This is a genomic window from Alkalimarinus coralli, assembly GCF_023650515.1.
GTDB lineage: Bacteria > Pseudomonadota > Gammaproteobacteria > Pseudomonadales > Oleiphilaceae > Alkalimarinus > Alkalimarinus coralli.
Window position 1 is genome coordinate 4,477,086 of record NZ_CP096016.1, and the last position, 11,867, is coordinate 4,488,952.

Here is an 11,867-nt window from a genome sequence, read left to right on the forward strand (position 1 = left end):
CTTTTCAGGTCAGATCTATAGAAGGGCTTTTTTAACTTTACCGCTGATGCTGCCCATGTCCGCTCTGCCTTGAACTTTGGGTTTGAGTATAGCCATTACTTTACCCATATCTTGCATAGAGCTTGCACCGCTTTCACTGACTGCATCTTTCACCAGTGCGTCGAGTTCTTCGTCGGTCAGGGCTTCAGGAAGAAAGTCCTGAATAATAGCCATTTCGTCGATCTCAACTTGAGCAAGTTCGGTCCGACCAGCATCAGTATATTGCTTGGCAGAATCACGGCGTTGCTTAACCATTTTATCTAAAATGGTTAACAGGCGTTCATCATCGACTTCGGTACGTTCGTCGACTTCAATACGCTTGATTTCAGCCATGATCAATCTGATGGTGCCAAGACGAGGTTTGTCTTTTGCACGCATTGCTTCTTTCATGGCGTCTTTAACGCTGGATTTTAACTCTGTGCTGGCCATAGACCTATCCTATTAATCAACGATTGATTAATAGAGGCGTTCGAAACGCTTGGTTTCACGCTGAACTTTCTTGGCGTGACGCTTTACAGCGGCAGCAGCCTTGCGCTTGCGTACAGAAGTTGGCTTTTCGTAGAATTCGCGACGACGAACTTCAGAAAGGATACCCGCTTTTTCGCAAGAACGCTTAAAACGACGTAGAGCGATATCAAAAGGCTCGTTTTCTTTAACTTTTACAGAAGGCATTCAAGGTACCTGTAATCTTTTAGGTTAATCTGGTTCTGATCAGCACTGCATTTAATAGGTGCTCGATCTATCCGTTCTTACTGTTTGTTCCTATAAATAGACTGATTATTAATCAAGTAAAAACTATAGGGGGGCGAATTCTAAACCTTATGAGGTTTACTTGTAAAGTCTTGCATCGAATTTAAAGCATACCTTTTGATTTTCTGGTAACCTGCGCACCATTAAAAATGCATGCTGGGTTGTGCATTTCAGATTGATGCGATGTGATGCAGATGGCGGGGTAAGAAGAGTGATTGTATTGGGAATTGAAACCTCATGTGATGAAACCGGTATCGCACTGTTTGATAGTGAGCACGGGCTTTTGTCTCATGCCCTCTATAGCCAGGTTGAGGTTCATGCTGATTATGGCGGTGTGGTTCCTGAACTGGCTTCGCGGGATCATATTCGCAAGATATTACCTTTAATAGAAGAGGTGTTTGCCGGTGCTCAGCTAAATAAGTCTGATATTGACGCTATCGCTTACACCGCTGGCCCCGGTTTGGTTGGTGCCTTAATGGTGGGGGCGGCGGTAGCCCAGTCACTGGCATTGGTGTTAAACATTCCCGCGATTGGTGTGCATCATATGGAAGGGCACCTGTTGGCACCGATGCTGGAAGAGTCGCCACCTGAATTTCCTTTCGTGGCGTTATTGGTCTCTGGTGGGCATACCCAGTTAGTCAAAGTTGAAGGGATTGGTCGCTACGAACTGTTAGGTGAGTCGGTTGATGATGCGGCAGGAGAAGCATTCGACAAAGCCGCCAAGATGCTTGGGTTAGATTATCCGGGCGGGCCACGTATTGCCAGGTTGGCTGAAAACGGCGATAACAGCCGGTTTCGTTTTCCCAGACCGATGACTGATCGACCTGGCCTGGACTTTAGCTTTAGCGGGCTGAAAACCTTTACCCTCAATACGACCCAGAAATACGCCAAAGATGGCGTGGTTGATGAGCAAACCAAAGCGGATATTGCGGTGGCGTTTCAGTCTGCGGTAGTCGATACACTCACGATCAAATGCCGTAGAGCACTGCGCCATGCTGAAATGAAGAGATTGGTTATTGCGGGTGGGGTGAGTGCAAACACTGCGCTGAGAGAAGCGCTGGAGGCTATGGTCTCGAAAGAGAAAGCTGAGGTATTTTATGCAAGACCTGAATTTTGTACGGATAACGGCGCGATGATTGCCTTTGCGGGTTGTCAGCGGCTCGTTGCAGGACAGCGGGATGACTTCTCGTTGAAGGCAACGCCCAGGTGGCCACTCGAAAGCTTATCTGCTATCGATTAGAGGTCGGGTTTATCCAGTCGCTTTTCATTGCCGGTGATAAGGCCTGAAATGTTATCTTTGTGGCGGAACACGATCATAATACTCAAGATGCTGTAAACCACTGTATAGGAAGGGTCTAGTATATATGCTGCAAACGGTGCGATGAGTGCAGCGCTAAGTGACGCAACCGAAGAAATTCTTACTTTGCGTGCAATGACGATCCAGCATGCGGTAATAAATAGTGTGGTAGGGGGTGAGAGAATCAGGCCAGCGCCCAGTGTTGTTGCGACGCCTTTCCCACCTTTAAAGTGATAATAAACCGGGTACATGTGGCCGGTTATTGCGGCGAGGGCAACAATACCTTGGGCCAGTTCCGGTAATTCGGAAGTTATGGCGAGGTAAACGGGGATGGCGCCTTTTGCGCTATCGATGACCAAGGTAATGATGGCGGGTATAGCGCCACCTATACGATAAACGTTTGTTGCGCCAGGGTTTTTGGAGCCTGATGTTCTAGGGTCTTTGAGCGAGAAAAGGCGGCTGACTAATATAGCCCCCGATATGGCCCCCAAACCATAAGCGAGTATGACAAGCAGGCAAGTAATGACAATTTTGCCGGTATCCATAAATAACGTAATTGGGGTTGATGAGTCGATGGTAGTAACCATACACCGCCGTGTGTAGTTAGGCAATTTATGTGCTCGTTTATCCGGTGAAGTGGAGCCCCTTGTGTGGTGCTCTTAAAGTTACAGATGCGCTTCAGATTAAATAATGCCCTTGATATAAGGGTGTATTCAGCAGGAAAAAAATGGTTAGTGATACAGTTTTTATAAACGGTTTGGCAATTGATACCACTATTGGTGTTTATGACTGGGAAAGGACGATCAAGCAGCGGGTCGTGCTGGATTTAGAAATGCGATTCGATATTTCTTCAGCAGCAGCCACTGACGACCTGACTCATGCCCTGGATTACAGCGCTGTGTCGCAGAGAATTATTTCATTTGTGGAGGGCAGCGAGTACCAACTTCTGGAAAGCTTGGCGGAAAAAATTGCGAGCATTGTTATGGCGGAATTCTCCGTACCGGGGTTGAAACTCAGGATTAATAAACCGGGGGCCGTCCCCGAAGCGGCAGGCGTTGGTCTGGTGATTATCCGTGGTGACTATGTTGGTCGTAGTGACTGTGTTGATCGTAGTGACTATGCCGGTCGTGGTGGCTATGCAGGCAGTGGTGAAGATGAGGGAGGTATCTCTCATGGCTAAGGTTTATGTCAGCATTGGTAGCAATATTGATCGAGAGCTGCATGTTACTGTGGCACTTGATGCACTGCAGGATTATTTTGGTGAGCTGCAGGTCTCCTCTGTGTTTGAAAGTGAGGCGGTTGGTTTTGAAGGTGACTGCTTCTTAAATCTGGTGGCGGGTTTTGAAACAGATTTATCCGTCGGTGAGCTATCGCGGCTGTTAAAACAAATTGAATCTGACAATGGCCGCATTAAGAATGCCCCCAAGTTTTGCTCCCGAACACTTGATATTGATATTTTAACCTACGATGACAGGGTAGGAGAGACAGACGGAGTTGATCTGCCGAGAAACGAAATTCTGGAAAATGCCTTTGTGCTTTGGCCGCTGGCAGAGCTGGCGGCTGGTTGTGCCCACCCTAAAGTAGGGAGAACATATTCGCAGTTATGGGCTGAGTTTGATAGATCGCAAACGTTGCGACCTATCGAGTTTTTCTGGCAGGGTGAGCAGGTGTCGCCTATGAAAGATTCTTTAGCGCCCTGACTCGATGGGCGTCTTGCTACATCGATGCGCCGTAATTGTTATATAGCGCAATCAAGCCTTCGGTTGAGGTATCCAGTTGCTTGTCTGAAGGCTCTTGCAGCAGTTTGTGTAGAATCTCATTACCAAGCTGTTTGCCTAGCTCTACTCCCCACTGGTCAAACGAATTAACATTCCAGATAGCCCCTTGAACGTAAACTTTGTGCTCGTACATCGCAATCAGTGCGCCAACGGTTCTAGGCGTTGCTTTATCAAATAGAAGGGTGTTGGATGGTTTATTTCCAGCAATCACCTTGTGTGGTGCGAGCTCGCTTGCTTCTGTTTCACTTAATCCTTTGTCTAACAGCTCCTGCTTTGCTTCCTGCTCCGTCTTTCCCTGCATTAGAGCCTGAGTCTGGCTGAGGCAGTTAGCAAACAGAATTGCATGGTGATGAGCGACCGGGTTGTGGCTTTGTAACGGGATGATGAAGTCTGCCGGTGACAGCCGGGTTCCTTGATGCAGCAGCTGGTGGTAGGCGTGCTGTCCGTTGGCTCCCGCCCCGCCCCAGATAATCGGGCCGGTGGTGTAGTCGACCGGGTTACCACTCAAATCAACAGATTTACCGTTGCTTTCCATATCAAGTTGCTGAATATGAGCAGGCAAACCTCTTAAATAGTGGTCGTAAGGTAGGATGGCGTGAGAATCAGCGCCCATAAAGTTGCCATACCAGATGCCAAGCAGGCCTAGTATTACCGGAAGGTTTTCTTCCAGCGGCGCGGTTCTGAAATGGTTGTCCATCGCGTTGGCACCTGACAATAGTGCCTTAAACCCGTCCATGCCAATCGCCAGCGCGATAGGGAGGCCGATGGCAGACCACAGCGAGTAGCGCCCTCCTACCCAGTCCCACATTGGGAATATATTCTCTTCCTGTATGCCGAACTCAATGGCTGATTGAGTATTGGCCGTGACGGCGACGAAGTGTTTGGCAATCGTTTCAAGATTGCCACCGTTACGCAAAAACCAGCTTCTGGCAACTTTGGTGTTTTCAAGCGTCTCCTGCGTGCCAAAAGATTTTGATTGAATGATAAATAGCGTTGTTTCCGGGTTTACGTGCTTTAAAACCTCAGTAATGTGGCTGCCATCGATATTGGCCACATAATGACAGTTTAGCGCGTTATTCCAGTAGGGCTTTAATGACGCTGATACGAGCTTTGGCCCCAGGAACGAGCCGCCAATACCGATACTGACGATGTCAGTAAACGGCTTGTTTGAGAACCCTCTCCATTGGGCGCTGTGAATCTTCCAGACAAACTTATCCATTTGCTGAAGCGTGTCCCGAACCTCCGGCATGATATCTTCACCGTCGACGTTGATAGGGCCGTTAGTTAAATTTCGCAGAGCAATGTGCAGGGCTGGTCGCTGTTCGGTGGTATTGATTGCCTGGCCCTGAAACATGGCTTCAATTTTTTCAGGGAGTTGTGCTTCGCGAGCCAGCTGGATCAACAGTGCTTTTGTGTTGCTGGTAATTCGGTTTTTTGAGTAGTCGAGCTTGATCCCGGCGGCTTCGGTGAAAAAACGCGTGAAGCGTTCAGGGTCGTCGGCAAACATGTCCCTCATATGCAAGGGGATGATCTGCTCTGCATGTGCTTCCAGGGCAGACCAGCTTGGTAGATGATTTAATGTCGGCTTCAATGTCTTGCTCTCTACTGTGGAATAGGTATCCCTACTCTATTATTAAAATTGATCGTGGTGCGGACTCTTGCGTTATACCGTTGCATTGTCGATAAGGCGTGTTTCGCCTAGATATGCGGCCGCCAGTATCGTGATCGACTGAGTTGAGTCTTCAGCAGGTTTCAGTGTATTGCTATCGACAATGTTAAAATAGTCGTTCTTAAATTGGCATTCGGCTAGTTCTGCTTTAGCTTCTGAGGTCAGCGCGCTAAAGTCCCGCTCGCCTTGGCGAATTTTGCTGGCGATTGAGTTGATCACCTTATTGAGTGTTGGTGCAATGGCTCTCTGCTCAGTCGTAAGGTAGCCGTTGCGCGAGCTTTTAGCCAGGCCATCGGAGTCTCTGGCAGTGGGAACACTGACTATTTCGATGGGCATAAAAAGGTCTTTGACCATTTTTCGAATGACGGCCAGCTGCTGAAAATCCTTTTCGCCAAATACGGCAATGTCAGGCTGAACCATATTAAATAGCATGGTTACGACGGTGGACACGCCGGTAAAGTGTCCAGGGCGGCTGGTTCCGCAATGCAGTTCTGTTAGATCGGGTACGATCACTTTACTCTGCTGATCCATGCCTTGTGGGTAAACTTCGTTTGCAGAAGGGGCAAACACCAGGTGATTACCTGCCTGGGCAAGTTTTTGTTGGTCTTGCTCCAAGGTTCTAGGGTATGCATCAAGGTCTTCATTAGCGCCAAATTGCAACGGGTTAACAAAGATACTGGTAATGACAAAGTCACCTTGGGTCAGGCCTTGTTTAACCAGTGCTATATGCCCTTCGTGAAGGTTTCCCATGGTGGGCACAAAAACAATGCGTTTTCCGCTTTTACGTTGCTGCGCAACGGTATCGCGCAGTTCTTTAATCGTATGTACCGTATTCATATATTTGTTTAAGTTACGTCAAATGGTCACGGCGCTACAGGTTTTGCAGCGCTTTTTGAGGTCGTTTTTTGTGTGGCCCGTTGCGGGTGTTGTTTAGCTGAATGTGTGTTCAGGGGCTGGGAACTGGCCACTCTTTACCGCTTCAATGTAGGCTTTGATAGCGCCTTCTACGGAGTCACTACCTTCCATAAAGTTCTTAACAAACTTTGGACGTCGTCCAGGTGTTATGCCAAGCAGGTCATGCAGTACCAGTACTTGCCCGTCGGTTCCTGGGCCTGCACCAATACCGATGACCGGGGCAGAAATACTTTGTGTTAGTCGACCGGCAAGGTCACTGGGAACGCACTCGAGTAGAATAACATCGGCCCCTGCCTGCTCTTGAGCAATCGCGTGGGCAATCATCGCTTCAGCATCTGCGGATTCACGCCCCTGCACCTTGTATCCACCCAGTTTATTGACTGACTGGGGGGTTAGGCCGAGGTGCGCGCAGACGGGGATGCCCCGTTCACTCAGCATGCTGATGGTTTCGCACAGCCAGTCGCCGCCTTCAATTTTAATAAGGTGCGCGCCCGCCTGCATCAGCAGTGCTGCATTCTCAAGCGCTTGTTCGGGGGTGGCGTATGACATAAAGGGCATATCGGCCATAATCAAGGCCCCCTGGTTGCCACGCTTGACTGCCTCAGTATGGTAGATCATCTGCTCCATTGTGACCGGTAAGGTGCTGTCATGCCCTTGCAGAACCATGCCTAGCGAATCTCCAACGAGGATGACTTCAACGCCTGCGGAGGCTACTACATGAGAGAATGTTGCGTCATAGCTGGTGATGACGGCGAATTTCTCGCCCGCTTCTTTGCAGGCTTTCAACGATTGAATGGTAGTGGGCATGTTATATCCTACTTGTCTTTATCGCCAGAAGGCGTTAATAACGGTGTTTGTTGCTGCACGTGCTTTTGGCTAAGGGTATCGGGTTCGCAGGCTGGATACAACATCGGGTAAGCGGAAATTGCGCGTTTGTGCGTGACACCGGGCTTTAATGCCTGATTTTCATTGCCGCTATAGTGGTGCAGGGCACAAGTTGAGTCGGGCTATAGTGGGTAAATCTGTGCTGAGTTGGCGGTGGTGGGGCTAGCGGGCTGATCCCTGGCTACCTAAACTTACTGGGGCCCTTACGTAAGCGTAACGATGGGTGATTTCTATCAATATTTGGTGCGCAAGCGCATATTAAGTCGTAGCCTTGATGAAAGGAGGTACGACTGTAATCAGGGTTGGGTTATTTGAAATTTCAGTGTGGTGGGCTCCTTGATTCCGCTGCGAGGCTGTGAAAGTATCCATAGGCTCCCCGCTGTATAATATCGTCGCCTAACGACTTCGAAGATATAAGAAAATGGGAAGACAATACAAGAAAACACACTCCCGCGATCAAGGGGATTTGTTTCCGAGCCATATGGATGACTACGTGCATGAGAGGCATCCCATCAGAGCCCTTGATGCCTATGTTGAATGTTTAGACTTAGGAAAGCTCGGCTATCAACATACCTTAGAAAACAAGGTTAATAGCGGGCAGCCTGCCTACCCTCCCGGTGCGTTACTCAAGCTTTACCTCTACGGATATCTAAACCGCATTAAGTCGAGTCGTCGGTTGGAACAAGAGTGCCACCGTAATATAGAGGTGATGTGGTTAGTTCAAGGGCTTAAGCCAAGCTATAAGACGATCGCTAATTTTCGCAGCCAAAACCGGCGTGCGATTCGGGAGACTCATAAAGAGTTTATTTTATTCTGCAAGAAACTTTCGTTGTTTGGAGGCCAGTGCATTGCTATTGACGGCAGTTTCTTTAAAGGAAGCGCGAGCCGCAAGAGCTTTACGACCACCACAGGTCTCAAGAAGAAGCTCAAAAAGCTAGAGGCGCATATCGAGCAATGGCAGAACGAGCTAGATCAGCAAGATGCGCAGGAAAAGGAAGAAGAAAACAAGCCCAGTGATATTGAACTGGAAAAAGTGCTTCAGCAACTCGAAGACTGGAAAAAAGAAAAACAAGATAAAGAGAGCGAATTAAAAAGGTTAGAAAAATCTAAAAAAACACAAGAGAGCAGTACAGACAAAGATGCCCGTTTACTGAACAAAGGAACTCAAAAGGTATCCGGCTACAGCGTACAGATAGCAGTAGATAACAAGCATCACTTGATCGTTTGCGAAGAAGTCACAACGGAGCCAAACGACCTTAAACAATTGCACCCAATGTCGCTAAAAGCAAAGAAAATACTGAATTCAGATGAGTTAGAAGTGCTTGCTGATGCGGGCTATTACAGCGGGGCGCATATTGCTAAGTGTGTAAAAGATAAGATAACACCTTATGTTCCCAAGCCTAAAACGGGGGGTAAAGGGAAAAAGGGAAGGTACACAAAAGACCAGTTCATATATGATGCGAGGAAAAATCATTATGTGTGCCCTGCAGGAGAGTCATTAAACCAACGAGGGTCGCCCCGCACACAGAACGGACAAGTATTTCATCGCTTCAGTGCATCAGAAACAGTCTGTAAAAGCTGCCCCCAAAAAGCAAGCTGTCTTGGGGAGAAAATACCTTGCCGAGTCGTGTGGCGAAGTGAGAATGCAGACCTGCTCACAGCTCATCAAGAACGAATGAAGGTAAGCAAAGGAAAAATGCGCGAGCGAAGTACACTCGTTGAGCACCCATTTGGCACGATGAAATCTAGAGCAGGTTGGAGCCACTTCCTGCTAAGAGGCCAAGAGAAGGTAGCGGCTGAGTTTAGTTTAATGGCGTTATGTTATAATCTCACACGTGCACTTAATGTGTTGGGGTTCGACAGGCTCCTTGAGGAGATAAAAAATAAAGCTCTGTTTCGCCTTAATAGAAGGAGCCCAGAGCTATATTTAAAGGCCTATAAGTATTACCTGTTTCTACAGACAATAATTATAAAGGCCGTTGTAATGACGCCAGATTCGCTTCGAGTTCGTTTTGAAGTCAAAGAATCTCTTGCTTGTTAATACTTTCACAGCCTCTGCGCTGCATCACGGCTACGGGTATCTCGGAGTCTTTGGTGCGCAGCGCATATAAATTAGAACAGCTTGGCTTAAGTACGTGCCATTCTATTCGGGGGTTGAATATACCCTGAGTTGGTTATCCGGGCAGGTCTGGAGTAAAGCGCTAACTAGCGTGCCATCGGGCAGGCTGAGATTATTGTTTAGCTCAAGAAGGGGTCTTAACACGAAATCCCTGTTCGCTAGTTCTTTATGTGGGATGGTGAGATCAGGGGTGTCCATAACGATATCGCCAAATAGCAGTATATCCAGATCAATGGTGCGTTCACCCCAGTGGCGCTTTTTGATGCGCCCCTGTCTTTTTTCAATGAGCTTAAGTGCTTCAAGCAGAGCTTCAGGTGTGAGGCTTGTTTCCAGTAGTGCAACCGCATTCACAAAGTCTGGCTGGTCTTGCGGGCCAACCGGTTTGCTGCCATAAAAGCTGGAATGAACAACGAGTGTAATATGCGGGTGCTGCTCTAGTGTAACCAGTGCTTGTCTGAGCTGGTTGGCAGGCTCATTGAGATTGCTCCCGAGACCTATATATACACGGTTTAATTGTGTTTCCATTGCCTGAGCCTTACCTTTCACTAATGAGTTGAACTTCTTGAGTTACCTGTAGGGCGTCTCTTGCGGCGTTTGGGGCGTGGCCCATGCTCTCTGGCACTGTTGGACATTTTGCGCTGGGCATTTTCGTCAGAGGCCTGATAATCTGTCCACCATTGGCCGAGCCCGTTGAGGTCTTCACCGCTTTGCTCTCTAAGCAACAGAAAGTCATACGAGGCTCTAAAGCGAGGGTGTGCGACCAGCTGAGCGGCCTTGTTACCATTTCTTCTGGGAAGCCTCAGCTGCATCTCCCACATCTCTTTCATGTTGAGGCTGAAACGTTTTGGGATAGATGTAGATTTGCACTGGATATTAATGACCTTCTGCGCGGCCTGTTGCAATGCAGGGAATGGCGGGGTGCCACTGCTTTTGTTTTTCTCCCAGCGCTCTTCAAGGGCTGGCCATAGCAAAGAGGCATAGAGAAAGGCCGGTGTGACAGGTTTTCTCTGTTTGATACGCTCATCGGTGTTGATTAACGCTTGTTCGACCAGCTTCAAGTACCGCTCAGGGCCTTGTTTGAGGCTTCTTTCCGTTGCGGGAAATAGCTGTCCGAACAAATTATAGTGCCTCAGCATTCTGAAGGTTTTCAGCGCCTTGCCTGACAGCATGAGTTTTAAGACTTCATCAAATAGCCGGGCTGCCGGGATGTTGCCCAGCAGTGAAGAAAGCTCAAAAATAGGCTTCTCTGTGTCTGGTGCAATGGTAAAGTCGAGCTTAGTCGCGAAACGAACCGCACGAAGCATTCTGACGGGATCTTCCCGGTACCGGGTTTCAGGGTCTCCGATTAGGCGCAGCTCTCTCTTCTCAATATCTTCCAGGCCGTTGGCGTAATCATAAATGGTGAAGTCTTTGACGCAGTAATATAGTGCATTGACGGTGAAGTCCCGTCTTAGGGCGTCTTCTTCCATCGTGCCATAGACATTGTCTCTAAGTAGCATGCCATGTTCAGAGCTGGTGCTTTGATTTGCGCTTAGCGCCGGGGCTTCATGATGCCCTCTGAATGTAGCGACTTCGATGACTTCGCGGCCAAATAGGACATGGACTAACTTAAAGCGCCGCCCGATCAGGCGTGAGTTCTTAAATAGGCCGTGAACCTCTTCAGGGTGCGCATCGGTTGCGATGTCAAAGTCTTTGGGGTGAAGCCCCAGTAATAGGTCTCGAACGCCCCCACCCACAAGGTATGCCTGATAATTGGCGTTATTCAGCCTGTAAAGTACTTTTAATGCAGGTGAGCTGATATCTTTTCGGGATATGGGGTGGTTATCTCTTGGGACTATCTTTAGTTCTGATTGAGGACTTTCTTCATTACTGAGCTGGTTTGCGCCATTTTTAACGCGATCCCATAGACGCTTTGCCTTTTTTAAAACCACTTGAGAAGTTCCTGAATCCTGTTCGGTTAATGGGCAGTCGAGTGCTGAGCAGTGCTCGCAAGTGCCACGGTATAATTAAAGTGTGCAGATTTTACCTGTTTGAAGGCAATAAGGCGAATGATGAGGTCTAGTTGGTTGGGGAGAGAATGAGCTAGCAGGGAAAGCTCGCGCTTTCCCATGCTGAGAAGAGTAGACATACACTTATTTTTATTATTGCGTCCTTGTCCCATAGATGCGCTATTCATTAAATAATGACTAGCTATGCAAACGGAACGCTTTGAAGACGTAGAGCGGAAGTCGTAAAAGAAGGGCTTGATTATAAGGTTGTCGCTGCTGTTGCAGTTCTTGTTAACCCGATAAAACCACTCAATTCACTCTATAGGCCGCTAAAAAACTAAGCATCCAAAACAATCAGTTCGCTACCCGGCTTCCATTTTTATTTTTATTCGGTTGCTGGGCTATCCGCTTTGTTATTTTTATTTGT

Annotated in this window: 12 protein-coding genes; 4 read left to right on the forward strand and 8 right to left on the reverse strand. The window is 48.1% G+C overall.

From position 1 onward, the window contains the following. Positions 1–15: 15 nt before the first annotated feature. Both MY523_RS20195 and rpsU read right to left on the reverse strand, forming a co-directional pair. Complete coding sequence (locus MY523_RS20195) at positions 16–468, reverse strand: GatB/YqeY domain-containing protein (RefSeq protein WP_250656480.1); 453 nt, start codon at positions 466–468, stop codon at positions 16–18. Between the two features lie 27 nt (positions 469–495). Next, positions 496–711, reverse strand: coding sequence for a 30S ribosomal protein S21 (gene rpsU, locus MY523_RS20200; RefSeq protein WP_250656481.1), 216 nt, complete (start codon positions 709–711; stop codon positions 496–498). A 289-nt stretch (positions 712–1,000) separates the two neighbouring features. Here rpsU and tsaD point away from each other — a divergent pair, with 289 nt between their 5' ends. Then, complete coding sequence (gene tsaD / locus MY523_RS20205; protein ID WP_250656482.1) at positions 1,001–2,029, forward strand: tRNA (adenosine(37)-N6)-threonylcarbamoyltransferase complex transferase subunit TsaD; 1,029 nt, start codon at positions 1,001–1,003, stop codon at positions 2,027–2,029. Here the strand turns inward: tsaD and plsY are convergent. After that, on the reverse strand, positions 2,026–2,673 hold the full coding sequence (plsY, locus tag MY523_RS20210) for a glycerol-3-phosphate 1-O-acyltransferase PlsY (protein ID WP_250656483.1): 648 nt from the start codon (positions 2,671–2,673) through the stop codon (positions 2,026–2,028). The genes tsaD and plsY overlap by 4 nt on opposite strands. Positions 2,674–2,813: 140 nt before the next feature. On the opposite strand from plsY, the gene folB reads away from it, so the two are divergent. Continuing rightward, on the forward strand, positions 2,814–3,266 hold the full coding sequence (gene folB / locus MY523_RS20215) for a dihydroneopterin aldolase (protein ID WP_250656484.1): 453 nt from the start codon (positions 2,814–2,816) through the stop codon (positions 3,264–3,266). Next, positions 3,259–3,786: a 2-amino-4-hydroxy-6-hydroxymethyldihydropteridine diphosphokinase gene (folK, locus tag MY523_RS20220; protein ID WP_250656485.1), complete on the forward strand. Its 528-nt coding sequence runs from the start codon at positions 3,259–3,261 to the stop codon at positions 3,784–3,786. The genes folB and folK (MY523_RS20220) overlap by 8 nt, the downstream gene beginning before the upstream one ends. Positions 3,787–3,802: 16 nt before the next feature. On the opposite strand, the gene pgi is transcribed toward folK (MY523_RS20220), so the two are convergent. From pgi to panB, 3 genes are all read right to left on the reverse strand, one after another. Beyond that, entirely contained in the window at positions 3,803–5,455 is a 1,653-nt protein-coding gene (gene pgi, locus MY523_RS20225) for a glucose-6-phosphate isomerase (RefSeq protein ID WP_250656486.1), read from the reverse strand. 72 nt (positions 5,456–5,527) lie between these two features. Beyond that, the gene (gene panC, locus MY523_RS20230; protein WP_250656487.1) at positions 5,528–6,370 is read right to left on the reverse strand and encodes a pantoate--beta-alanine ligase; all 843 of its coding nucleotides are present in this window, start codon (positions 6,368–6,370) and stop codon (positions 5,528–5,530) included. Positions 6,371–6,463: 93 nt separating this feature from the next. Further along, a complete protein-coding gene (panB, locus tag MY523_RS20235; RefSeq protein WP_250656488.1) occupies positions 6,464–7,255 on the reverse strand; it encodes a 3-methyl-2-oxobutanoate hydroxymethyltransferase in 792 nt (263 codons plus the stop codon). A 499-nt stretch (positions 7,256–7,754) separates the two neighbouring features. Between panB and MY523_RS20240 the strand changes: the two genes are divergently transcribed. Next, positions 7,755–9,374, forward strand: a complete 1,620-nt coding sequence (locus MY523_RS20240; protein ID WP_250655547.1) for an IS1182 family transposase — start codon at positions 7,755–7,757, stop codon at positions 9,372–9,374. 102 nt (positions 9,375–9,476) lie between these two features. On the opposite strand, the gene folK (MY523_RS20245) is transcribed toward MY523_RS20240, so the two are convergent. Together folK (MY523_RS20245) and pcnB are read right to left on the reverse strand one after the other, a co-directional pair. Further along, positions 9,477–9,977, reverse strand: coding sequence for a 2-amino-4-hydroxy-6-hydroxymethyldihydropteridine diphosphokinase (gene folK / locus MY523_RS20245; protein ID WP_250656489.1), 501 nt, complete (start codon positions 9,975–9,977; stop codon positions 9,477–9,479). Between the two features lie 20 nt (positions 9,978–9,997). Then, positions 9,998–11,383, reverse strand: coding sequence for a polynucleotide adenylyltransferase PcnB (gene pcnB, locus MY523_RS20250; protein ID WP_250656490.1), 1,386 nt, complete (start codon positions 11,381–11,383; stop codon positions 9,998–10,000). Between the last annotated feature and the right edge of the window lie 484 nt (positions 11,384–11,867).